The sequence below is a fragment of the Micromonospora sp. NPDC050795 genome, assembly GCF_044456785.1.
GTDB lineage: Bacteria > Actinomycetota > Actinomycetes > Mycobacteriales > Micromonosporaceae > Micromonospora.
Map to the genome: position 1 here is coordinate 130,058 of NZ_JBITGE010000013.1, position 22,797 is coordinate 152,854.

Genomic DNA, 22,797 nt, shown 5'->3' on the forward strand with positions numbered 1-22,797 from the left:
TCCCGGTTCGACGAGGGGTGGGTGATGCGTTGTGCGACGGTCAGCTGTGCCGGGTCCGACGGCGCGGACGCTCGCCGCCCTCGCCACCTTCGCCGCCGCCACCCTCGCCGCCGCGCTCCGGGCCACGCCCGCCACGGTCGCCGCCACGCTCACGGTCGCCACGGTCACGCGGAGCCCGGTCGCCCCGGTCCCGACCAGCCGGCCGGTCGCCAGCGGCGGCCTCACCGGCGGCCGGAGCCTCGGTGCCCTCCGGGCGGACCTTGTCGAGGTAGATCTTGCCGCGGGCGTCGATGTCCGCGATCTCGACCTCGACCCGGTCACCGACGTTGAGGAAGTCCTCGACGCGCTCGACCCGCTTGCCGTCGCCCACCTTGGAGATGTGCAGCAGGCCGTCACGGCCCGGCAGGAGCGAGATGAACGCGCCGAACGCGGCGGTCTTGACCACAGTGCCGAGGAACCGCTCGCCCTGCTTCGGCAGCGTCGGGTTGGCGATGCCGTTGATCCGATCGACGGCCGCCTGGGCCGACGGGCCGTTGGTGGCGCCGACGTAGATCGTGCCGTCGTCCTCGATGGAGATCTCGGCGCCGGTCTCGTCCTGGATCGCGTTGATGGTCTGCCCCTTCGGGCCGATCACCATGCCGATCTTGTCCACCGGGATCTTGACGGTGGTGACCCGCGGCGCGTAGTCGGACATCTCGGCCGGAGCCTCGATCGCCGCCTTCATGACGCCGAGGATGATCTGCCGGGCCTCGTTCGCCTGCTGCAACGCGGCGGCCAGCACGTCCGACGGGATGCCGTTGAGCTTGGTGTCGAGCTGGAGCGCGGTGACGAACTCCGGCGTGCCGGCGACCTTGAAGTCCATGTCACCGAACGCGTCCTCGGCACCGAGGATGTCGGTCAGCGTCACGTACTGGGTCTTGCCGTCCACCTCGTCGGAGATGAGCCCCATCGCGATGCCGGCGACCGGCGCCTTCAGCGGAACACCCGCGGAGAGCAGGCCCAGCGTCGACGCGCAGACCGAACCCATCGAGGTGGAGCCGTTGGAGCCGAGCGCCTCCGACACCTGCCGGATGGCGTACGGGAACTCCTCGCGCGACGGCAGCACCGGGATCAGCGCGCGCTCGGCGAGGGCACCGTGGCCGATCTCGCGACGCTTCGGCGAGCCGACCCGGCCGGTCTCACCGGTCGAGTACGGCGGGAAGTTGTAGTTGTGCATGTAGCGCTTGCGGTTCTCGGGGGACAGCGTGTCCACCATCTGCTCCATGCGGAGCATGTTCAGCGTGGTGACGCCCAGGATCTGGGTCTCGCCCCGCTCGAACAGCGCCGAACCGTGCACCCGGGGCAGCACGCCGACCTCGGCGGTCAGCGCCCGGATGTCGCGCGGGCCACGCCCGTCCATGCGGACCTGCTCGCGCAGCACGCGGTTGCGCACCTCGGACTTGGTCAGCGACCGGAAGGCAGCGCTGAGCTCCTTCTCCCGACCCTCGAACCGAGCGCCCAGCTCCTCGGCGACCCGAGCCTTGACCCGGTCCAGGGCCTCCTCGCGGTCGGCCTTACCGGCGATGGTGATCGCCTCGGCCACGTCACCGCGAGCGAACTCGGCGACGGCGTCGTAGATGTCGTCCTGGTAGTCCAGGAAGACCGGGAACTCGGTGACCGGCTTGGCGGCGACCTCGGCCAGCTCGCTCTGCGCGCGGCACAGCTCGCGGATCGCCGGCTTGGCGGCCTCCAGGCCGCTGGCGACGACCTCCTCGGTCGGGGCGGTGGCACCGGCCGAGATGAGGGCGACGGCGTTCGGGGTGGCCTCGGCCTCGACCATCATGATCGCGACGTCGCCGTCCTCGAGCGTGCGGCCGGCAACGACCATGTCGAAGGTGGCGCGAGCCAGCTCCTCCAGGGTCGGGAAGGCGACCCACTGGCCGTCGATGTGGGCGACGCGGGTCGCCCCGATCGGGCCGGAGAACGGCAGGCCGGAGAGCTTGGTCGACATCGAGGCGGCGTTGATCGCCACGACGTCGTACGGGTGCTGCGGGTCGAGCGCGAGGATCGTCTCGACGACCTGGACCTCGTTGCGCAGGCCCTTGACGAAGGACGGGCGCAGCGGCCGGTCGATCAGCCGGCAGGTGAGGATCGCGTCCTCGCTGGGCCGACCCTCACGGCGGAAGAACGAGCCGGGGATGCGGCCCGCGGCGTACATCCGCTCCTCGACGTCGACGGTCAGCGGGAAGAAGTCGAACTGCTCCTTCGGGTGCTTACCGGCGGTCGTGGCGGAGAGAACAACCGTCTCGCCCAGCTGGGCGATGACGGAACCGGCGGCCTGGCGAGCCAGCCGACCGGTGGAGAAGGTGATCTCGCGGGTACCGAAGGACCCGTTGTCGATCACGGCGGTGCGGGATTCGGTGCCGAGTTTGGTCTCGGTCATGTGCTGTCGTGCTCCTTCGCGTCGTGGGCCCACGACATCGGGGAGCTGCTCAGCCGGCCGGTCTTCGATCGAAGCGCCCGGGGGCCGGCATGATGCCGGGGTTCCCGGGGGCCACTACCGGAGACCGGTACGCTGACCGGCTCCCTCTCGGGTGGTCGCGCGGCCCGTGTTTCTTCAGGTGGGACGCGGTACGGGGGAGTAGCCGACCGGCCACTCCCCCGTCACGTCACCGGCGCAGACCGAGCCGCTCGATGAGCGACCGGTAGCGGGCAATGTCCTTCTTCTGGACGTAGTTGAGCAACCGACGGCGACGGCCGACCAGCAGCAGCAGCCCACGGCGGCTGTGGTGGTCGTGCTTGTGCACCTTCAGGTGCTCGGTCAGCTCGGCGATCCGCTTGGTGAGGACCGCTACCTGGACCTCCGGCGAACCGGTGTCGCCCTCGGCGGTCGCGTACTCCGCGCGGATGCTGGCCTTGGCTTCCTGATCGAGCGCCATGTTCTCCCTGTTTCGATGGGTTGATCAAGTGGGTGTCCGTCGTCCCGATGGACCGGGAACGGACCGGTACCTCGCACCCGCGGCGTCGAGCAGGCACGCGAGGCCCCACGCCGGTCACCCGACATCCCGGCAAGACTACCAGCACTCGCCGGTAACACCCGGCGAAGGGCCTCGGTGGCGGCCCGGCAACCCGGCACGATCAGGCCAGTACGCGCCGGGTGCGCTCGACGTCCTGATTCATCTGGGCGATCAACGGCTCGATCGAGTCGTACCGGATCTGGCCCCGCAGGTGCGCCACGAAGTCCAGGGCCAGCCGCTCGCCGTACAGGTCGCCGGAGAAGTCCAGCGCGTACGCCTCCACCCGTCGCTCCCGGCCGGAGAAGGTCGGGTTGGTGCCCACGGACACCGCCGCCAGCAGCGGCTCGTGCTGACCGCGACGGATCAGCCGGGCCGCGTACACGCCGTCGGCGGGCACCGCCGCGTACCGGTGGCAGAGCAGGTTGGCGGTGGGGAAGCCCAGCTCCCGGCCCCGCTGGTCGCCGCGGACCACGACGCCCTCCACCCGGTGTGGGCGCCCCAGCGCGCCGGCCGCCGCGCCCACGTCACCCGCGTCGACGCAGGACCGGATGTACGTGGAGGAGAAGACGGTGCCGGCCTCGGCGACCAGCGGGGCGCCCTCCACGCCGAAGCCGAACGTCTGACCCAGCCGTTCCAACAACGCCACGTCGCCGGCGGCCCGGTGCCCGAAGCGAAAGTTGCCGCCGACCACCACCAACGCGGCGTGCAGGTGCTCGACCAGGACGTCGTGCACGAACTGTTCGGCCGGCACCCGGGAGAACTCCGGGGTGAACGGCACCACGCAGAGCACGTCCACGCCGAGCGCCTCGATCAGCTCGGCCTTGCGGGCCGGCTCGGTGAGCACCGCCGGGTGCGAACCGGGGCGGACCACCTCGGCCGGGTGCGGGTCGAAGGTGACCACCACCGACTGCACGCCCAACTCGCGGGCCCGGGCCACGGCGTGCCCGATGGTCGCCTGGTGCCCCTTGTGCACACCGTCGAAGACGCCGATGGTGACCACCGAGCGTCCCCATCCGCCAGGCGCCGCGTCGTAGCCCCGCCACCGCTGCATGCCGTTCCTCTCTGCTGTCCCGCCGGCCGGCGGGTCCGACACCGCCGGCCGCGGGCCGACGGACCTGCGCTGCGCTGTCAGGCCGGTGCGAGCACGATCTCCGCGCGGGCCCGCCCGTCCCGCTCGCTGACGATAGCGATCAGGCCGCCGGCCGGCCCGAAGACGGCGTACGGCCCGGAGAGGCCGGCCGGGTCCAACGGCCCACCGTGGGCGAGCACCCGGGCTTCGTCCGGCGTGGCCTCCCGGCGGGCGAAGAACCGGTCGGCCGCCGCGTCCAGTGGCAGGTTCACCACGTCCGGGGCGCGCTGTTCCAGCTCGTCGAGGGTCGCCGCCTCGGCGAGGGTGAAGCCGCCCACCGCGGTACGCCGCAGTGCCGTGAGGTGCCCGCCGACGCCGAGCGCCAGGCCGGCGTCCCGGGCGATGGCCCGGATGTACGTACCGGAGGAGCAGGTCACGTCCACGTCCACGTCCACCACGTCCGGCTCGGTGCGACGGATCGCCAGCACCTCCAACCGGGAGATGGTGACCCGCCGCGCCGGCAGCTCGACGCTCTCCCCGTCGCGGACCCGCTTGTACGCCCGCTGCCCGTCGATCTTGATGGCGCTGACCGCGCTCGGTACCTGGTCGACCTCGCCGCTCAGTCCGGCCAGCGCCGAGGAGATCGCGTCGTCGGTGACCTGCCCGGCCGGCACGGTGGCGGTCACGTCGCCCTCGGCGTCGTCGGTGACCGTGTTCTGGCCGAGCCGGATCGTGCCGGTGTAGCTCTTGCCCGCGCCGATCACGTAGGTCAGCAGCCGGGTGGCCCGGCCGACACCGATCACCAGCACGCCGGTCGCCATCGGGTCGAGGGTGCCGCCGTGCCCGACCCGTCGGGTCTTGGCCAGTCGGCGGATGCGCGCCACCACGTCGTGCGACGTCATGCCGCCGGGCTTGTCGACCACGATCAGACCATCGGTGCTCACGTCGGCCAAGCCTGCCAGATGGCCCGTACTCCGCGGGGCGTGGGCACGCCCCGCGTGACCCGAGCCTCCGCTCACGAGGTCTGAGCCGCTTTGTCGGGACGAGGCGTCCATCCGGTGGGAGGTGGAGCCGGGCAGCCGTGCCCGGGGCCGCGCTGGTGCCCGGCACCTACCATCTGCTCGCACGCCACCAGCGGCGGCGAAACTGACGGGGGAAGCATGGACAACACGTCGTCGAGCGAGCCCACACCGAGGGACCCGGTCGATCCGCCACCGCCGCCCGCCGCGGTAGCGCAGGTCAACCCGGTGCAGCTACCGGATTGGCTCCGCACATCGCAGACCGAGCACCAGCCGACCGGCTGGGACCGGGTCCGTTTCTTCTCGGCCCGGCACAACGGGGCCATGCTGCTCGGCCTCGGGCTCGTGCTGGCGCTGCTGATGGTCGTCGGTGGGGTGGTGTTGGTCGGTCGGGTCGCCGACGGTGTCCGCACGTCCGCCTCGGCGAGTCCCACCCCGACCCTCACCCCGCCGGTGAGCAGGGTCGGCGAACCACGCGACCTGTTCGCCGGATCGCCGGCGGCCTCCTTCGCGCCCGCCGAGCAGGCTGTGCGGATGCCGGCGGCCAAGGGCACCGGGCCGTTCACCGCGAGCCAGGTGCGGACAGCGCTGGAGTCGGTGCGCAAGGCACTGATCGAGGGCCGCGTCGACATCTCGATGTTCTCCGGGGATCCGGAGCCGTTCCTCGCGCTGCTCGCCCCGGACGCTCGCGAACGGCTCCGGGGTGACTTCACGAATGGCAGCTTCCTGCGGTACGCCACCAGGATGGCGTCACCGTCGGAGTGGGAGTTCGGCGTCCGCGCCGACGGCCGGGTCAGTTACCGGGCCACCAGGCAGAACGGCATCCGACTGCTGGAGGTCTCCACGGAGTTCGTCTGGGCGTACCCGTTCGACGTGGACCTGCGGGCCCCCGCCGGTGCCACAGTGGTGGCGCTCCGCGACCGGGTGGTGTGGCAGGTGCCGCACCCGGACGACGTGCCGGCTTCCTCCCGCGGCCCCTGGATCACCTCGGCGGAGGCCGTGACCTGGAACGCGGACTGCGCTCAGCTCCGTGAGGGCTGGGTGCGGGAGCAGTTCTGGATCGCCGATGTGCACCGTGACCGGATACCCGCGGGCGACCCGGGCACCATCTTCGACCTCGACGCGCCCGCGCCGACCACCACGCGCTGCTGACCGGCGGGCCCCGGCGACCCGGTCAGCGCACCGCGCCGGTCAGCGCACCGCGCCGGTCACCGCCCACCTGCCGTTGCGCAGTCGCAGCAGCAGGGCGACCAGCCGGATCACCACGAACACCGTGAGCCCGGCCCAGATGCCGCCCAGCCCGAGGTTGAGCGCGTACGCCAGCCAGATGGCCGGCAGGAAGCCGCCGAGCGCCGCCACGATGGTGAGGTTGCGCAGGTACCGCACGTCGCCGGCGCCGATCAGCACGCCGTCGAGGGCGAACACCACCCCGGCCAGCGGCAGCATGACGACGAACCACGGCCAGGCCACCATGGCCTGCTCGCGTACCCCGGCATCGGAGCTGAACCACGACGGCACCACGCCCGCGCCGGCGGCGACGAGCAGCGCGAAGCCCACGCCGCAGACGCCGCCGAGCAGCCCGACCCGGCGGGCGAGCGCCCGCGCACCCGCGTCGTCGCCGGCGCCGAGCGCGGCACCGACCAGGGACTGCGCGGCGATGGCGAGGGCGTCGAGGACCAGCGCGGTGAAGAACCAGAGTTGCAGGGCGATCTGGTGGGCACCGACGGCGGCGGCGCCGAAGCGGGCGGCGACGGCGGTCGCGGACAGGAAGCTGGCCTGGAACGCCAGCCCTCGGATCAGCAGGTCCCTGCTGAGCACCAGTTGCTGGCGGATCACGCGGGGTTGAGGGCGCAGCGACACCCGTTCGCCGACCAGGGCGGCCGCGAAGAGCAGCCCGCAGAGCGTCTGCGCGACGACGTTCGCCACGGCGGAGCCGACCAGACCCAGCCCGACCGGATAGACCAGCAGCGGGCAGAGCAGCGCGGAGAGCAGGTTGGGGCCGAGCACGAAGTACAGGGGGCGGCGAGTGTCCTGCACGCCGCGCAGCCAGCCGTTGCCGGCGGCGGCGAGGAGCAGGCCGGGAGCGCCGAGGGCCGCGATCCGCAACCACTGGGCGGCGGCGTCGGCGACCTCGCCACCACCACCGGCGAGGGTACGGGCGAGCGCGCCCCCGCCGAGCTGCATGCCGATCGCGATCAGCAGACCGACACCGAGCGCCAACCAGGACGACTGGACCCCCTCGGCGACGGCGGCGGCCCGGTCACCCGCGCCGAAGCGGCGGGCCGCGCGTCCGGTGGTGCCGTAGGCGACCACGGTGCCCACCCAGGCGGTGAGCGTCATGACCGTGCCGCCGACGGCGAGCGCGGCGAGCGGCACCCGGCCGAGGTGACCAACCACTGCGGTGTCGACCAGCACGTAGAGCGGCTCGGCGGCGAGCACCACGAGGGCCGGCAGGGCGAGCGCGGCGATCCGCCGAGGCGAGGCGGGTCGGTGGGCGGTGGTGGCGGTCTGACTCATCGCGGCCGATCCTGGCACGGCTGCGGTAAGGATCGCAATCCAGCCGACTACTTACCTTCGCCGGGGCGCCCGGAGCTGGCCGAATCTCCCGACCGCACCGATCCGAGGGATCACCGTCGGCGGGGTCGGATCACTGGCGGGTGTCCATCGACGTCTGCAGCGCGCGGCGGGCCTGCTCGCGGGCGTCGTCAGTGGTGGTCTCGGGCTTGGGCTTGTTCGGCATGGTGGCGCTCCTCTTCCCAGGGCGTGAGCCGCCGACACGCGGCGGCCCTCACGGGCGGTCCTGCTGAGCGCCCCACGGCGGTCCGGGGTTACCGGAGCAGCCGACTGGGCAGCGTGAGCCCGGGTCGATCCGACCCTGGAGGGAGGCAGTGCGGGGTGTGGCACCACCGCCCATGACCTGCACCGCCAGGCGGCACCGGCCTTCTCCCAAGTTATCGTTCAGGTCCACATACTGCTTACGGTTCCCGCCATTTGGACGGTCGGCAACCCGGCTCAGCGGGCCAGGAAGTGCCAGCCCAGCCACCACCAGAACCCGAACAGACCGATCCGGCCCACCGGCACCGAACCGACCTCGTAACGCATCACGTAGGCACAGACCTCGCCAAGGGTGGGGATGCGGGACCCCTCCCGCCGAGCCATCCACTCGACCACCGCGAAGAGGATCAGCGCGGCGAGGAAGCCGCCGATCGCGAGCGCGCGCATCATCGCCGCACCAGCCCCCAGAAGGCGGCCAACCAGGCGAACCAGGCTGCCGACCTGGTCAGTTGATCCTCCAGGAGAGGATCGGCCAGCCGGGAGAACGTGGGGAAGTCATCGCCGGCGGCCAACACGAAGGTCACGCCCTCGAAGACCCCGAAGACCACCACCGGCACCGCCCACCAGGCCGCCCCCACGCCCAGCCGACGCGGCGCCGGCCGGCGCGGCACCCGGTTGCTCAGACCGAGCCAGATCAGCACCCCACCCGTCCCGAGGGTGAACAGATTCGCCTCGGTGGAGAAGGACGCGAACCGGCCACCGACGAGCGACAGGCAGACGAGGACGGGAACGGAGACGGCGGGCCGGTCCCAGGCGCGGGGGGCCTCCACGGTGAGGTCGTGCGGCTGCTCCATCCCGCAATTCTTCCCGGTATCACGGAACGCGGGAAGACCAACACTCCCCGGAGCTGACCCTGATCTTCGAGACCGATAGATCGATGGCGGCCGAAGGCGCGTCAGCCGATCAGCGCCGCGTCCAACTGATCGCGGATCGACTCGACCACCTGCTCGACGGTGCCCCGACCGGTGAACCCGGCCGCGAACGTGTGCCCACCACCACCCAGCGCCACCGCTACCCGACTGACGTCCACAGCGCCCTTGCTGCGCATCGACACCGCCCACTCGGCCGGCCTGGTCTGCTTCACCACACAGCTCACATCCGCCTCGGCGGTGCAGCGCACGGAGTCGATCAGCGCCTCCAGCACGTACGGCCGCTGGTCGTGCCGGGCCAGGTCATCGAGGGTGGCGAAGGTCCAGACCAGACCCCGACCTCCGGCGTCGGCCGGCTCCAGTCGAGCCCGGCCGAGCACCTCACCGAAGAGGCGGACCGCGCCGAAGGGCCGGGTGTCGAAGACCTGCCGGGAGATGTCACCCGGTGAGATGCCGGTCGCCAGCAGTCGAGCGGCCATCTCGTGCACCGCCGGAGTGGTCGCCGCGAACCGGAAGGAACCGGTGTCAGTGGTCAGCGCCACGTAGAGGCACTCGGCGATGGCCGGATCCACCACCACCCCGAGCCGGGCCAGCAGTTGCTCGACCACGACCGACGTGGCCGCCGCGCCCGGGTCGACCAGGTTGACGGTGCCGAAACCGGGGTTGGACGCGTGGTGGTCGAGCACCAACGCCGCACCCGCCGACGACAGCCGCCCGGCCAACTCGCCGAGACGCGACTCGCTCGCCGCGTCGAAGCAGATCACCAGATCGGGCGCCGCGTCGGCGGCGTCCGCCGGGACCAGCAGGTCCAGACCCGGCAGCCCCCGGAACGGCTCCGGCACCTCCGGCGGCCCGGGAAAGGTCGCCTGGACGTCGCGTACGCCGAGCTGCCGCAGGCCCAGACCGAAGCCGAGCATGCTGCCCAACGCGTCGCCGTCCGGATTGATGTGGCAGATCAGCAGCACCCGGGCGGTCGGCGGGAGAGCCCGCACCAACGCCTCGGCCTCGGCCCACGCCGCCTCGGTCGGGCCGAGCCCGGTCGAGGCGACGAACGCTGCGCTGGCGGTGCTGGTCACCGCGCTTCCCCACCCCGCGGGGTCTCCTTGACGTCGGCCTCGTCGGCCTCGTCGGCCTCGTCCGTCTCGTCGTCCTCGTCATCCACCCGGTACGGCTGGGCCTCGCCCGCGTACTTCGCCTGGGCGGCGAGCCGCTGCACCTCGGCGTCGGCGTTGCGGGCGGCGGCGAGCAGGTCGTCGATGTGCTTGACCTGGTCCTGTACGTCGTCGAGGACGAACGCGAGCGTCGGCGAGTGGCGCAGCCCGAGCGCCTTGCCGACAGTGCTGCGCAGCATCCCCTTGGCGCTCTCCAGCGCCGCCGCGGTGTCCGCCTGGGCCACCGAGTCCCCGAGCACCGTGTAGAAGACCGTCGCGTCACGCAGGTCAGCGGTAATCCGGGCGTCGGTGATGGTGATCATCCCGAGCCGCGGGTCCTTGATCTGGCTCCGCACCACCGACGCGACCAGCTCACGCACCCGTTCCGCGTGCCGGCGTACCTTGGCCGGATCAGACATCTCGCCACCTCCACGGCGTCCTGCTTCCGGTCGACCCGGCGACCCGGAGGCCGCCGGCCGACCGGCCAACATCTCGAACATTACCTTCGGGGCCGCTCCGGTCGCCCGGCACAGCCGGCACCATGGTCAGTCGTCGTCCGCGCCGTAGAGCCGGCGTCGAACCGACAGCAACTCGACCTCGGGGCGATTGGCCACCAGGCGCTCACAGGAGTCGAGCACCTCGCGGACGTGCGCCGTCTCGGCGGCCACCACGGCCACCGCCAGTTGCGCTCGACCATGCAGGTCGAGCGCACCCACCTCGGCGGCCGACACCTCGAAGCGGCGCAGCGCCGCCACGATCGGCCGTACATATGATCTCTTGGCTTTGAGCGACCGGGAGTCGCCCGGCAGCAGCAGGTCGAAGACCGCGGTTCCGGTGAACATCGCCCCGGACGATACCGCCAACCCGCCCCGCATGATCAAGGGGTTTACGCCACTCGGCGTAAACCCCTTGATCAGCGTGTCACTGCCGGATCAGGCGCGAACCTTCTCCCGCATCTCGAAGGTCTCGATGACGTCGCCGACCTGGACGTTGTTGTAACCACCCAGGGTCAGACCGCACTCGAAGCCCTCGCGGACCTCGGTGGCGTCGTCCTTGAACCGCTTGAGCGAGGTGATCGTGAGGTTGTCCGCCACGACCGTCCCGTCCCGAAGCAGTCGAGCCTTCGCGTTGCGTCGGATGATGCCCGACCGGACGATGCAACCGGAGATGTTGCCGATCTTGGACGAGCGGAAGACATCGCGGATCTCCGCGCTGCCCAGCTCGGCCTCCTCGTACTCCGGCTTGAGCAGGCCCTTGAGCGCTGCCTCGATCTCCTCGATGGCCTGGTAGATGACGGTGTAGTACCGGATCTCCACGCCCTCGCGGTCGGCCATCTCACGGACCTTGTTCGAGGCCCGCACGTTGAAGCCGATGATCGTGACCGGCTCGGACGAGGCGCTCGCGAGCATGACGTTGCTCTCGGTGATCGCGCCGACGCCCCGGTCGAGGACCTTGAGCTGGACCTCCTCGGGGATGTCGAGGTTGAACAGCGCGTCCTCCAGGGCCTCCACCGAACCGGAGACATCGCCCTTGAGGATGAGGTTGAGCGAGGTCTTCTCGCCCTCCTTGAGCTGCTCCATGAGCGTCTCAAGGGTGGCCCGGCCACGGGAGTTGGCGAAGGACGCCGCCCGCCGCCGTGCCTGCCGCTGCTCGGCGATCTGCCGCACCGTGCGGTCGTCCGCCGCGGCGAGGAACGTGTCACCCGCACCGGGCGGCGCGGTCAGACCCAGAACCATCACCGGACGCGCCGGACCAGCCTCGGAGAGCTGGTTGCCGTTCTCGTCGAGCATGGCCCGAACCCGGCCGTGCGCCCCACCGGCGACGATCGAGTCGCCCGCCCGCAGGGTGCCCTTCTGCACCAGCACCGTCGCCACCGCACCGCGGCCCTTGTCCAGGTGCGCCTCGATGGCCACACCCTGCGCCGGCCCGTCGATCGGAGCGGTCAGCTCCAGCGACGCGTCGGCGGTCAGCAGGACGGCCTCGAGCAGTTCCTCGATGCCGATGCCCGGCTTGGCTGCCACGTTGACGAACATGGTCTCGCCGCCGTACTCCTCAGCGACCAGGCCGTACTCGGTCAGCTGCTGGCGGACCTTGTCCGGGTTGGCGTCCGGCTTGTCGACCTTGTTGACCGCGACCACGATCGGCACGTCGGCCGCCTTGGCGTGGTTCAACGCCTCGATGGTCTGCGGCATCACGCCGTCGTCGGCCGCGACGACCAGGATCACGATGTCCGTGACCTGGGCACCACGGGCACGCATGGCGGTGAACGCCTCGTGACCCGGGGTGTCGATGAACGTGACCGCCCGGTCCTCGCCCTCGTGCGGGACGTGGACCTGGTACGCACCGATGTGCTGGGTGATGCCACCCGCCTCACCGGCCACGACGTTCGCCTTACGGATGGCGTCGAGCAGCTTGGTCTTACCGTGGTCGACGTGACCCATGACGGTCACCACCGGCGCACGGCTGACCAGACGCTCCTCGGCCACCTCCGCGTCGAGGTCGATGTTGAACTGCGCGAGCAGCTCGCGGTCCTCGTCCTCCGGGCTGACGATCTGGATGTCGAAGCCCAGGTGCTCACCCAGCAGGTGCAGGGTGTCGTCAGAACAGGACTGGGTCGCGGTCACCATCTCGCCCAGGTTGAACATCTCCTGGACCAGCGAACCCGGGTTGGCGTTGATCTTGTCGGCGAAGTCCGACAGCGAGGCGCCACGGGAGAGCCGGACGACCTGACCCTGACCCCGGGGAGCACCCGAGCTCATGGTCGGAGCCGACAGGTTGTCGAACTCCTGTCTGCGCTGCTTCTTGGACTTGCGACCGCGCGTCGGCCGACCACCCGGACGCCCGAAGGCACCCGCGGCGCCGCCGCCACGGCCACGACCGCCCGCACCCGGACGACCGCCGCCACCGGCCGGACCACCCGGACGGAAACCGCCACCGGGAGCACCGCCACCGCCGCCGGGACCGCCACGGTAGCCACCGCCACCGCCGGCACCCGCGCCGCCACCAGGGCCGCCGCGGTAACCGCCACCGCCGCCGGCGCCACCGCCGGGACCGCCACGGAAACCACCGCCGCCGCCACCGGGACGACCGGCGCCACCGCCACCGGGGCGACCAGCGCCACCGGGGCCGGGACGACCAGCAGCCGGGCGCTGGCTCGGCATGGACGCCGGGCTGGGCCGCGGCGGCATGGAGTTCGGGCTCGGCCGCGGCGGCATGCCCGCCGGGGTGTTGGGCCGAGGGCCACCCGCACCGGCGGCCGGGGGCCGCTGCTGCTGGCCACCCTGGATGCCGAACGGGTTGTTACCGGCACCACGCGCCGGCGGACGACCGCCGGGGCGGGCACCCGGACCCGGAGCCGGCGTGCTCGGACGAGCTGCCGGGGAACCGGGACGGGGCGGCATCGCCGCGGGACCGGGCCGAGGGCCGGGACGGTTACCGCCGTCGGCTGGAGGCTCCCGGCGAACGGGGTTGTCCCGCTGCTGCTGGCGGGCGGCCTGCGCGGCCTTGACCGCGGCCTCCTGCTCAGCCTTCAGCGCGGCGGCACGCGCCTCCGCAGCCGCCACCTCGATGTCGTGGGCACTCGCCGGCTTGGCGACCGGGGTCGCCGACTGCGGGGCACCGGGAACCGGACCCTTGGGCTTGGGACCGGGTGCCGGCGCGGCCGGCCGCCGAGGCGGCATCGGCTTGGCCGAGACCCGGGGCGCGCCCGGGGCCGGGGTTGGCGTCGGGGTCGGGTTTGAAGCCGGCGTCGACGCGGGCGCCGACGGGGCGGCCGGAGCCGGGGCTCCGGCGGACGCGACGAATGCGTTACGCAGCCGCCGGGCGACGGGCGCCTCGACGGTGCTGGACGCGGACTTCACGAACTCGCCCATTTCCTTCAACTTGGCGAGAACGGTCTTACTCTCGACCCCGAGCTCTTTTGCAAGCTCGTGAACGCGGGCCTTGCCTGCCACTGCACTCCTCACTCCGAGGTCGTGCGGGCAGCACCCGCAGCGACCTCACTCGTGCACTTGAAGCCTGGTCATTTCAGGGACTTCATCGTGTGCTCATGTCGGTCGTCCTACCCTGCTAGCGACCCTCGCCCGGTCGGGCTGACCGGACGTAGTGGTTGGCGCATCGACGTGCTCCGCCAGCGCACCGTGGTCGAGGACCTCGGTGCTGCGCAGCGCACGCCCGAAGGCGCGGCGCCGCACCGCCAGCGCGAAGCAGGCCGGATCCGGGTGCATGTTCGCTCCCCGACCCGGCAGCCTGCGGCGCGGATCAGGCCGGAGGCTGTAACCAGCCTCGTCCCTGACCGCGACGATCCGCAGCAATTCGCTGGCCGGCGCACGTTGCCGGCAACCCACACAGGTGCGCTCCGGCTGCGCGCGTCGTACCACTGGAGGAAGTCTACCCCTAGCTGCCCGAGATCGCGCCGCCCGGCTCCCGCACGTGATCAGTTACCCCACGCGCTGCCGGTGCGGTCTGCTCCGCATCGGAACGAATGTCGATCCGCCAACCGGTCAATCGGGCCGCGAGTCGGGCATTCTGCCCCTCCCGACCGATGGCGAGCGAGAGCTGGAAGTCGGGAACTGTCACCCGGGCGGCGCGGTTGGCCAGGTCGACCACCTCGACCCGCAGCGCCTTGGCCGGCGACAACGCGTTGCCGACGAAGGTGCCCGGGTCGTCCGACCAGTCGATGATGTCGATCTTCTCACCGTGCAGCTCGCTCATCACGGCACGCACCCGCTGACCCATCGGGCCGATGCAGGCGCCCTTGGCGTTCACCCCGGGGGTGGTGGAGCGGACGGCGATCTTCGTGCGATGGCCCGCCTCACGGGCGATCGCACCGATCTCGACGGTGCCGTCGGCGATCTCCGGCACCTCCAGCGCGAAGAGCTTCTTGACCAGAGCCGGGTGCGACCGGGACAGGGTGATCTGCGGCCCGCGCATGCCCTTGGCCACGTGCACCACGACGCAGCGGACCCGCTCGCCGTGCGCGTACCGCTCGCCGGGCACCTGCTCGGACTGCGGCAGCACGCCCTCCAGCTTGCCCAGGTCGACGCTGACGATGCCCTTCTCGGTACGCGTCTCGTGCGCCTGCACGACGCCGGTGACCAGGTCACCCTCCCGGCCGACGTACTCACCGAAGTGCACCTCGTCGGTGGCCTCCCGCAACCGCTGGAGGATCACCTGCTTGGCGGTCATGGCGGCGATCCGGCCGAAGTCGTGCGGGGTGTCGTCCCACTCCCGCACCAGGCCGCCGTCGGCATCCATCTCCTGGGCGTACACCAGGGCGGCGCCCGACCTGCGGTCGATCTCCACCCGGGCGTACGGTTCGGCCCCGTCGGTGTGCCGGTAGGCGGTCAGCAACGCGGTCTCGATCGCCGCGAGAATCGTGTCGAACGGGATCTCCCGCTCGCGCTCGAGTGCGCGCAGCGCCGCGAGGTCGATGTTCACCTCTCCTCGTCCTCCACATCATCGTCGTCGTCGACGTCGTCTGAATCGTCGAACTCGTCGGAATCGTCCGCGTCGTCGAACTCGTCCTCCGGCTCACCGAGCTCGGCGAGCCGGGTGAACTCGACCTGCACACGGCCGGGGCCCAGCTGGGCGTACGCCCAGGCGGCGCGGCCGTCGTCGGTCTCCAGGTGCACGCCCTCGTCGTCGGCCGCGACCACCCGGCCGGTCAACTGACGGTCACCGGCGGGCTGTTCGCCGCGCTGGCCGGGCAGCGTGGCCGCGCCCCGGGCGGTGACCTTCACCAGTCGGCCCACGTTGCGCCGCCAGTGACGGGGCAGGGTGAGCGGCCGGTCGACGCCGGGCGAGCTGACTTCCAGTTGGTACTCGCCGGCGACGATGTCGCCACCGGTCTCCTCGGCGGCGTCCAGCGCGGCCGAGACCTTGCGGGAGACGTCCGCGACGGCGTCCAGGTCGATCCCGCCGTCGGTGTCCACCATCACGCGCACCACGTGCCGGCGGCCGGCCCGGGAGACCGACAGGTCCTCCAGGTCGTAGCCGGCGTCGTTGACCACCGGCTCGATCACAGCCCGCAGTCGGTCCCGCCGCGCGGCGAGGTCACCGCCGCGGGGGCCCGCAGCACCGCGGGGCTGACCCGTCGGCCTGGTGGCACGGCCACGCTGCGTCATCTCCGCACCCTCTCCCTGGTCGACGGGGACCGGTGTCTCCGCCATGCCGGCACGCCACCGGAGTGGACACGCCGGTGGTTGCGCAGAGCGTAACGCGCCTGCCGGGCGGCGGACCGGGCGGCGCACCGACGCCGGTGACCCCCGGAGCGGCACGGATGGTGTTGACTTGCCCGGTGGGGATCGGCAGAACGACACAGCGCGACCAAGCATCCGGACATTCCCGGCGAAAGCTCTTGAACGCCGGGGGGCTGCTGGTGCTCGGCGGTGCCGTGACGCCGCTGACCGGCTGTGATCTTTTCGACCGTGACGATCAACCGGCCCCACCGCCCGACCCGCTGCGGCCGATGGTGGACGAGTCACTCGCGCTGGCCGCCGCGTACCGGGCGAGCGCGACCGCCCACCCCGAGCTCGCCGACCGTCTCAACCCGATCGCCGAGACGCACACCGCGCACGCCACCGAGCTGGCCCGGGTGATCGGCGTGACAGTGCCGTCGGCGCCCCCCGCCACCCCGACCACCGCCCCGGCCGCCGATGCGAACGGCGCGCGCGCCGCCCTGCGGGCGATGGAGAAGACCGCCCAGCAGTCCGCCGCCGCCGCCTGCGCCGCTGCGCCCGCGGAGCGGGCGGCACTGCTCGGGTCGATAGTCGCCGCCCGGGCAACCCACCAGGAGGCACTGAAGTGAGGCAGCCGTCCGCCGGGGAGGCATTCGCCTCCGCCCTGTCCGCCGAGTACGCGGCCATCTACGCCTACGGACGGATCGGTGTCCGGCTCAGCGGAGCGGCGCGGGACGCGGCACGCCAGGCGGAGGCCGCGCATCGACGCCGGCGCGACGCGCTGGTGGTGCAGCTCACCACGGCCGGGGGCGTCGTCCCGCCGGACCGCGCCGGGTACGCACTGCCGTTCCCGGTCACCGACCGGGCCAGCGCCCTGCGGCTCGCCGCCGAGGTGGAGGAGCGCACGGCCGCGCACTGGCGGGCCGCCCTGGCGTCCACCACCGGCGCCGACCGGGACCAGGCGTTGGCCGCCCTGGTCGAGTACGCCGTGCGGGCCACCCGGTGGCGGAAGACGGCCGGGCTGACCCCGCTGACTGTCCCGTTTCCCGGCCGACCGACCTGAACCCGTCGACTCCGGTTGCGGTACGCATACCAGGTATGCATACTCCGTTGCCATGTCCATCCGTCACGGGTTGCTCGCCCTGCTCGAACGCGGCCAGATGTACGGGTACCAGCTGCGCGCCGCATTCGAGGAGTCGACCGGCTCGACCTGGCCGCTGAACATCGGGCAGGTCTACACCACGTTGTCCCGGCTGGAACGGGACGGTCTGGTGCACCCGCTGCCGGAGAGCGAGGGCGGGCAGCGCCCGTACGAGATCACCGACGCTGGCCGGGCGGATCTGGCGCTGTGGTTCGCCACCCCGATCAGTCGTAACGACCGCCCCCGTGACGAACTGGCGATCAAACTGGCGCTGGCGCTGACCACCCCCGGCGTCGACGTCCGGTCGGTGGTGCAGGCCCAACGCAGCGCGACGATGCGGGCCCTTCAGGAGTTGACCCGGTTGAAGTACGGCAGCAACCGGCCGGAGGACCTTCCCTGGCGCCTCGTGCTGGACTCGATGGTGTTCCAGGCCGAGGCCGAGGTGCGCTGGCTGGACCACTGCGAGACCAGTCTGGTCCGGCACCAACCCAGCGGCCCGGCGCCTCCCGCTACCCGACCCGATGACGCCGACGCGCGGGACGCGGCTCGATGGGCCGGCGAGGAGGCAAGACGGTGAGCGGATCGGACGACGCGGTGCTGGAGCTGCGCGCCGTCCACCGCACCCACGGCGCCGGGCCGGCGGCGGTGCACGCGCTGCGCGGCGTCAGCCTGGTCGTCCGGCCCGGCGAGCTGGTCGCCGTGATGGGACCGTCCGGCTCCGGCAAATCGACACTGCTGGCTCTCGCCGGTGGGTTGGACCGTCCGACCGGCGGCGAGGTCCGGGTCGAGGGGCAGCCGCTGGGGGCCCTGGACCGCCGTGGGCTGGCCCAGCTGCGCCGCCGTCGGATCGGCTACATCTTCCAGCAGCTCAACCTGCTGGGCAGTCTGAGCGCGCTGGAGAACGTGGCGCTCCCGTTGGAACTCGACGGGACCAGCGGACGTCGGGCCCGCGCACTGGCCATGGCCGCGCTCACCGAGGTGGGGCTGCCCGCGTTGGGAGACCGTTTCCCGGACCAGCTCTCCGGCGGGCAGCAGCAGCGGGTGGCCATCGCCCGCGCGCTGGTGGGCGACCGTCGGCTGGTCCTCGCCGACGAGCCCACCGGGGCGTTGGACTCCCAGACCGGTGAGGCGGTGCTGCACCTGCTGCGCCGCCGGATCGACGCGGGCGCCGCCGGGGTGCTGGTCACCCACGAGGCGCGGCACGCCGGCTGGGCGGACCGGGTGGTGTTCCTCCGCGACGGCGTGCTGGTCGACACGACGGCACCGCTGGGCAGTGTCGAGCAGCTGCTGTCCGGCAGCGACCGGTGACCGTTCGCCATCCGATGCGGGCCCCCGGTCGGGCCGGCACCGCGACGCCGCGGCCGGTCACGCCACCCGCCCCGGTCGGCCGGCGGCGGTTCGCCGAGCTGACCGGCTCGTGGCGGGCCGCGCTGCGAATCGCCCGGCGGGAGTCACGCCGGTCCCGGCGGCGGACCGCCCTGGTGCTCGCGATGATCGCCCTGCCGGTGGCGGCGCTGGCCTTCCTGGCGGCGAGCTACGACATGGCCGAGCTGACCCCACAGGAACGCGTCGACCGCCGGCTCGGCGTGGCCGACGCGGAGTTGCAGTGGATCGCCGGCAGCCCGGTGCGGCAGGACGACTGGGGTGAGGAATGGTCCACGCAGGACGGTGAGCCCCCCGCGCGGGTCTCCGCCGCCCAGATGACCACTCTGCTGGGGCCGGGCAGCCGGGTCACCGAGCTTCGTCCCCGCGTCCCGCTGACACTGCGCGGCCCGCGCCGCGACGAGGTCGTGAACGGGCGGGCGCTGGACCTCACCGACCCGTTGGCCCGAGGGCTGGTGCGGTTCCGGGCCGGCCGGGCACCGCAGCAGGCCGGTGAGGTAGCCGTCAGTCCGGTGGCGCTGCGCCGCCTGGGCCTGCGCCTCGGCCACGCCGTGGCCACCGCCGACGGAAGCAGGGCGTACACGGTCGTGGGGGTGGTCGAATTCCCCGACGACCTCGGGCCGGTCGTGGCGCTGCACCCGGGGGCGGTGCAGGCGACCGGCCCGGAGCCGGACAGCGTCTGGCTGGCGGACCTGCCCGGAGCAGTGGACGCCGCGCTGGTGTCGCGGCTCAACGAGCGGGGGGTGGTGGTCACCGCCCGAAGCCCGGTCGGCTCAGGGACCACGGCGGACCGGACGTGGTTCGGGGCGATCAGGCAGAGCGGCGCCAACGACCTGAGCACCGGCGTCCTCATCGCGGGCCTCGGGCTGCTGGAGGTCGTCCTGCTGGTCGGGCCGGCCTTCGCCGTCGGCGTCCGTCGCCGACGGCGGGATCTGGCGCTGGTCGCGGTGGCGGGCGGGGACGCCGCCCAGCTTCGCCGGGTCGTGCTGGCCGACGGTGTGGTGTTGGGCGTGCTGGGGGCCGCCGCCGGCCTGCTGGTCGGCGTCAGCGCGGCGTTCGCCGGTCGCCCGCTGATGGAGCAGTACGTCTTCAGCGCCCGTTTCGGCGGCTACCGCTGCTGGCCGAGCGCGCTGGCCCTGCTCGGTGGCGTCGCGGTGCTGGCCGGGGTGCTCGCCGCGCTGGCACCGGCCTGGACCGCCGCCCGGCAGGACGTCAGCGCCGGGCTCGCCGGACGACGCACCCCGGCGAAATCCCCGGGCCGGTGGTTGGCTCTCGGACTGGCACTGGTGGTCGGCGGGGCGGGGCTGGCGGCGTTCGGAGCCACCCAGACCTCCCCGGCGGTGGTTCTCACCGGGCTGATCCTCGGCGAGTTGGGCCTGGTCTGCTGCACGCCCACGCTGCTCGGGGCGCTCGCCCGCCTCGGCCGGGTGCTGCCGCTGGCGCCACGGATCGCGCTGCGCGATGCCAGCCGCAACCGGGCCGCCGCGGCACCGGCCATCTGCGCCGTGATGGCCGCCGTCGCCAGCAGCGTCGCCCTCGGCGGATACCTGGCCAGCGACGGCGCCCGCGACGCGCGTACCTACCGACCGGCGCTGCCGACCGGTCACATGCTCATGTACGCCAACCGGCCGGACGGCCAGCCCACCCTGGCGCAGGTCGCCGACGCGGCCCGGGACCAGTTGGGGGTCGACAAGGTAGCCACCGTGTACGAGCCCAACTGCGACCCGACGGGTGCCCGTTACTGCGACGTGGCGCCCGTCCTCCCGCCGAGCCGAGCCTGTCCGTTTCAGCCCGGCGACAGTCTTTCCGCAGCACACCGCCAGCAGGCGCGGGCCGATCCACGCTGCCAGATCCGCGAGGCCGACTCCTACGGCGGCTACGTCCAGCCCGGGGTGGACGACGGCTTCGCGCTGCCACTTCTCACCGGCGCGGACCCTGCGACGACCGCCGCCGCCACTGCGGTACTGCATGCCGGTGGCGTCGTGGTGACCGACCCGCGCTACCTGCACGACGGCCTGGTGACCGTCCGCGTCTTCAGCACGGACGGGAGAACGGACGCTCCGGCCACCGTCCGCGACCTGCCGGGGTACGCGCTGCCCCAGGCCGCGGGCTCGTCCCGCCTGCTGTTGTCCACCCACGCGGCCCGACAACTCGACATGAGCTGGTCCCCGGCCGGCTGGGTGGTCGGCACCACGACCCCGCCGGACGAGGAGCAACAGGCGCGGTTCTCCGCCGCGCTGCGTTCCTTCGGGACGTTCTCGCTGAGCGTCGAGTACGGCGGCGCCCCACGCGACGTCTCACCGTTGCTCCTGCTGCTCGCGGCGGCGGCCGGGCTGATCACCGTGGGAGCGGCCGGGATCGCCACCGCGCTCGCCGCCGCCGAGGGACGCGCCGAACTGACCACCCTCGCGGCCGTCGGCGCGGCCCCAGCGGTACGCCGGCTGCTGGCGATCTGCCAGGCCGGGGTCATCGCCGGTATCGGTTCGGTGCTCGGCATCGTGGCCGGGCTCGGCACCGCCGCGATCGTGCTGGTCTCGGTGAACCGGCAGTACGCCAGTGACTGGCCGATATCCGATCCGTACCCCTTTCTGGTGCCGTGGCCCGCGCTCGGGGTACTGGTGCTGGTGCCGGTGGTGGCGATGCTCGGGGCGGGCCTGTTCACCCGGGCCCGACTGCCCATCGAACGGCGGCTGGACTGACCGGTCCGCCGGGCAACCGAAAGTGGACCGCGTGGGGGTGCCGCCGGGGCCGGGCAGCCGGCAGACTGGCCGGCGTGTCAGTGCTCAGGAATGTCGTCCGTCGAGTCGGTCATCATCGCTGGTTTGGCGCCACCGCGCACCTGCTGGTTCCGGCCGACCGTATGGTTGGTCGACTCACCCGGGGTCGGGTGGTCGCGCTCGGTCTGCTCCCCTCCCTGCTCATCACCACAACGGGTCGCCGCTCCGGCAAGCCCCGCAGCAATCCGCTGCTCTACGTGCCCGATGGCGACGCGTACGTGGTGATCGGCTCCAACTGGGGGCAGACCCACCACCCCGGCTGGGCGATGAACCTGCTCGCCGATCCGGTCGCCGAGGTGGACGTGAAGGGCCGGCGGGTCGCGGTGCGGGCCCAGCGGGCCTCCGGCGCCGAACGGGACCGGTTGTGGCAGCTGCTGGTCAGCGCGTGGCCCGCGTACCACACGTACGTGCAGCGGGCCGGTGGCCGGGAGATCCACATCTTCCGGCTGGCCCCGACCGGGCGCGGCGCGCCCGGAGCGCCGCCGTCGGCTGGCTAGGCTGACGCTCGGTAGTTGAGGCGAGGTGGTCCCGTGAGCGCGAGGAGTGAGCCGGCGTTGCGAGCCCCGCAGCCGCGAACAGAGCCGGTCCCGTGAGCGCGAGGAGTGAGCCGGCGTTGCGAGCCCCGCAGCCGCGAACAGAGCCGGCCCGGTGAGTGAGCGGGCCGGTGTCGACCGGGGCCTCGACGATCGACGGTGGACGGTCGCGGAGCGGGTCGCCGAGGCGATCCGGCGGCGGTTCCCGGCCGACGCGCTCGCGATCGCAGTACACGGGCCTCTGGCGCACGGGGACGACGACGGCGGCGGGGACCGCGAGGCCGGATTGCTGGTGGTCACCTACCGGCCCGGGACCGGCCCGCCGCCGGCCACCCGGCGGGTCGACGGGGTGCTCGTCGACCTGACCGTGGCCGCCGCCGAGGACTACCTGGCCCAGGCGCGGGTGCTTTCACCGCTCTGGCCGCTGACCGCCGACCGGTACGTCACCACGCAGGCGTTGCACGATCCGACGGGCTGGTTGCGGACGCTGCGCGACGAGCACCTCGGCCGGCTGGCCCGGGCCCGGCCGGCGGAGTTCAGCACCGCGGCCCGCCAGGCGTGGTACAGGGGCAGCGCGGCGCACTCCCGGGCGGCCCGGCTGGCCGAGTGGTACGAGACCGATCAGGCTCTGCTGATGCTCGCCGAGGCCCGGCTGGCGGCGGCCACGGTGACCGGTCTGCTGAGTCGCACCTACTTCCGGGACCCGGGGGACGCGGTGCGGCGCACCGGGTTGGCCGGGGCGGACATGACCGAGGTGGGTGCGGTGCTGGCCCGGCAGGCCGAGGAGCTGGCCGCCCGTGGTCGTGCGGTCGACGGCACGATAGACGAGCTGCTCAGCACCTGAG

At 72.7% G+C, this 22,797-nt stretch carries 22 protein-coding genes; 8 read left to right on the forward strand and 14 right to left on the reverse strand.

The window, feature by feature from the left end:
* Positions 1-40: 40 nt before the first annotated feature.
* From ACIBEF_RS14310 to truB, 4 genes are all read right to left on the reverse strand, one after another.
* On the reverse strand, positions 41-2,422 hold the full coding sequence (locus tag ACIBEF_RS14310) for a polyribonucleotide nucleotidyltransferase (protein ID WP_357208165.1): 2,382 nt from the start codon (positions 2,420-2,422) through the stop codon (positions 41-43).
* Positions 2,423-2,648: 226 nt separating this feature from the next.
* Entirely contained in the window at positions 2,649-2,918 is a 270-nt protein-coding gene (gene rpsO, locus ACIBEF_RS14315; RefSeq protein ID WP_030337594.1) for a 30S ribosomal protein S15, read from the reverse strand.
* A 199-nt stretch (positions 2,919-3,117) separates the two neighbouring features.
* Positions 3,118-4,047 (reverse strand): bifunctional riboflavin kinase/FAD synthetase, encoded by a 930-nt coding sequence (locus ACIBEF_RS14320; RefSeq protein WP_357208167.1) that lies wholly within the window; start codon positions 4,045-4,047, stop codon positions 3,118-3,120.
* Positions 4,048-4,124: 77 nt separating this feature from the next.
* On the reverse strand, positions 4,125-5,009 hold the full coding sequence (gene truB / locus ACIBEF_RS14325; protein WP_396793783.1) for a tRNA pseudouridine(55) synthase TruB: 885 nt from the start codon (positions 5,007-5,009) through the stop codon (positions 4,125-4,127).
* A 216-nt stretch (positions 5,010-5,225) separates the two neighbouring features.
* Between truB and ACIBEF_RS14330 the strand changes: the two genes are divergently transcribed.
* Positions 5,226-6,236: a hypothetical protein gene (locus ACIBEF_RS14330; protein ID WP_396793784.1), complete on the forward strand. Its 1,011-nt coding sequence runs from the start codon at positions 5,226-5,228 to the stop codon at positions 6,234-6,236.
* 39 nt (positions 6,237-6,275) lie between these two features.
* Here ACIBEF_RS14330 and ACIBEF_RS14335 read toward each other — a convergent pair whose 3' ends face one another.
* From ACIBEF_RS14335 to rimP, 10 genes are all read right to left on the reverse strand, one after another.
* Entirely contained in the window at positions 6,276-7,601 is a 1,326-nt protein-coding gene (locus ACIBEF_RS14335) for an MATE family efflux transporter (RefSeq protein WP_396793785.1), read from the reverse strand.
* A gap of 495 nt (positions 7,602-8,096) precedes the next feature.
* A complete protein-coding gene (locus ACIBEF_RS14340; RefSeq protein ID WP_181548655.1) occupies positions 8,097-8,306 on the reverse strand; it encodes a DUF6186 family protein in 210 nt (69 codons plus the stop codon).
* The gene (locus ACIBEF_RS14345) at positions 8,306-8,713 is read right to left on the reverse strand and encodes a hypothetical protein (RefSeq protein ID WP_396793786.1); all 408 of its coding nucleotides are present in this window, start codon (positions 8,711-8,713) and stop codon (positions 8,306-8,308) included. The genes ACIBEF_RS14340 and ACIBEF_RS14345 overlap by 1 nt, the downstream gene beginning before the upstream one ends.
* A 101-nt stretch (positions 8,714-8,814) precedes the next feature.
* Positions 8,815-9,864, reverse strand: coding sequence for a bifunctional oligoribonuclease/PAP phosphatase NrnA (locus tag ACIBEF_RS14350; protein WP_396793787.1), 1,050 nt, complete (start codon positions 9,862-9,864; stop codon positions 8,815-8,817).
* A complete protein-coding gene (gene rbfA, locus ACIBEF_RS14355; protein ID WP_357207796.1) occupies positions 9,861-10,358 on the reverse strand; it encodes a 30S ribosome-binding factor RbfA in 498 nt (165 codons plus the stop codon). The genes ACIBEF_RS14350 and rbfA overlap by 4 nt, the downstream gene beginning before the upstream one ends.
* Positions 10,359-10,484: 126 nt before the next feature.
* Entirely contained in the window at positions 10,485-10,781 is a 297-nt protein-coding gene (locus tag ACIBEF_RS14360; RefSeq protein ID WP_238671751.1) for a DUF503 domain-containing protein, read from the reverse strand.
* Between the two features lie 90 nt (positions 10,782-10,871).
* Complete coding sequence (infB, locus tag ACIBEF_RS14365; RefSeq protein ID WP_357199285.1) at positions 10,872-13,892, reverse strand: translation initiation factor IF-2; 3,021 nt, start codon at positions 13,890-13,892, stop codon at positions 10,872-10,874.
* Between the two features lie 93 nt (positions 13,893-13,985).
* Positions 13,986-14,318 carry a YlxR family protein gene (locus ACIBEF_RS14370; protein ID WP_396793788.1) on the reverse strand — a complete coding sequence of 111 codons (333 nt, stop codon included), beginning with the start codon at positions 14,316-14,318 and terminating at the stop codon, positions 13,986-13,988.
* Between the two features lie 16 nt (positions 14,319-14,334).
* Positions 14,335-15,378 (reverse strand): transcription termination factor NusA, encoded by a 1,044-nt coding sequence (gene nusA, locus ACIBEF_RS14375; RefSeq protein WP_396793789.1) that lies wholly within the window; start codon positions 15,376-15,378, stop codon positions 14,335-14,337.
* A complete protein-coding gene (gene rimP, locus ACIBEF_RS14380; protein WP_396793790.1) occupies positions 15,375-16,064 on the reverse strand; it encodes a ribosome maturation factor RimP in 690 nt (229 codons plus the stop codon). Before rimP ends, nusA begins: the two co-directional genes overlap by 4 nt.
* Before the next feature lie 155 nt (positions 16,065-16,219).
* On the opposite strand from rimP, the gene ACIBEF_RS14385 reads away from it, so the two are divergent.
* The 7 genes from ACIBEF_RS14385 (at position 16,220) to ACIBEF_RS14415 (ending at position 22,796) form a co-directional block, all read left to right on the forward strand.
* Positions 16,220-16,747, forward strand: a complete 528-nt coding sequence (locus ACIBEF_RS14385; protein WP_396793791.1) for a hypothetical protein — start codon at positions 16,220-16,222, stop codon at positions 16,745-16,747.
* Positions 16,744-17,181, forward strand: a complete 438-nt coding sequence (locus tag ACIBEF_RS14390) for a ferritin-like domain-containing protein (protein WP_396793792.1) — start codon at positions 16,744-16,746, stop codon at positions 17,179-17,181. Before ACIBEF_RS14385 ends, ACIBEF_RS14390 begins: the two co-directional genes overlap by 4 nt.
* A 52-nt stretch (positions 17,182-17,233) precedes the next feature.
* Positions 17,234-17,836, forward strand: coding sequence for a PadR family transcriptional regulator (locus tag ACIBEF_RS14395; protein ID WP_396793793.1), 603 nt, complete (start codon positions 17,234-17,236; stop codon positions 17,834-17,836).
* Entirely contained in the window at positions 17,809-18,567 is a 759-nt protein-coding gene (locus ACIBEF_RS14400; protein ID WP_274531662.1) for an ABC transporter ATP-binding protein, read from the forward strand. Before ACIBEF_RS14395 ends, ACIBEF_RS14400 begins: the two co-directional genes overlap by 28 nt.
* The gene (locus ACIBEF_RS14405) at positions 18,564-21,341 is read left to right on the forward strand and encodes an FtsX-like permease family protein (protein ID WP_396793794.1); all 2,778 of its coding nucleotides are present in this window, start codon (positions 18,564-18,566) and stop codon (positions 21,339-21,341) included. The genes ACIBEF_RS14400 and ACIBEF_RS14405 overlap by 4 nt, the downstream gene beginning before the upstream one ends.
* A gap of 74 nt (positions 21,342-21,415) precedes the next feature.
* Positions 21,416-21,916, forward strand: a complete 501-nt coding sequence (locus tag ACIBEF_RS14410; RefSeq protein WP_396793795.1) for a nitroreductase/quinone reductase family protein — start codon at positions 21,416-21,418, stop codon at positions 21,914-21,916.
* 151 nt (positions 21,917-22,067) lie between these two features.
* Entirely contained in the window at positions 22,068-22,796 is a 729-nt protein-coding gene (locus tag ACIBEF_RS14415; RefSeq protein WP_396793796.1) for a nucleotidyltransferase domain-containing protein, read from the forward strand.
* Position 22,797 lies beyond the last annotated feature (1 nt).

Coding starts and splice junctions, on each gene's coding strand:
- ACIBEF_RS14310 (WP_357208165.1), bottom strand. CDS start 2,422: ATGACCGAGACCAAACTCGGCACCGAATCCCGCACCGCCGTGATCGAC.
- rpsO (WP_030337594.1), bottom strand. CDS start 2,918: ATGGCGCTCGATCAGGAAGCCAAGGCCAGCATCCGCGCGGAGTACGCG.
- ACIBEF_RS14320 (WP_357208167.1), bottom strand. CDS start 4,047: ATGCAGCGGTGGCGGGGCTACGACGCGGCGCCTGGCGGATGGGGACGC.
- ACIBEF_RS14330 (WP_396793784.1), top strand. CDS start 5,226: ATGGACAACACGTCGTCGAGCGAGCCCACACCGAGGGACCCGGTCGAT.
- ACIBEF_RS14335 (WP_396793785.1), bottom strand. CDS start 7,601: ATGAGTCAGACCGCCACCACCGCCCACCGACCCGCCTCGCCTCGGCGG.
- ACIBEF_RS14340 (WP_181548655.1), bottom strand. CDS start 8,306: ATGCGCGCGCTCGCGATCGGCGGCTTCCTCGCCGCGCTGATCCTCTTC.
- ACIBEF_RS14345 (WP_396793786.1), bottom strand. CDS start 8,713: ATGGAGCAGCCGCACGACCTCACCGTGGAGGCCCCCCGCGCCTGGGAC.
- rbfA (WP_357207796.1), bottom strand. CDS start 10,358: ATGTCTGATCCGGCCAAGGTACGCCGGCACGCGGAACGGGTGCGTGAG.
- ACIBEF_RS14360 (WP_238671751.1), bottom strand. CDS start 10,781: ATGTTCACCGGAACCGCGGTCTTCGACCTGCTGCTGCCGGGCGACTCC.
- rimP (WP_396793790.1), bottom strand. CDS start 16,064: ATGACGCAGCGTGGCCGTGCCACCAGGCCGACGGGTCAGCCCCGCGGT.
- ACIBEF_RS14385 (WP_396793791.1), top strand. CDS start 16,220: ATGGTGTTGACTTGCCCGGTGGGGATCGGCAGAACGACACAGCGCGAC.
- ACIBEF_RS14395 (WP_396793793.1), top strand. CDS start 17,234: ATGTCCATCCGTCACGGGTTGCTCGCCCTGCTCGAACGCGGCCAGATG.
- ACIBEF_RS14400 (WP_274531662.1), top strand. CDS start 17,809: ATGGGCCGGCGAGGAGGCAAGACGGTGAGCGGATCGGACGACGCGGTG.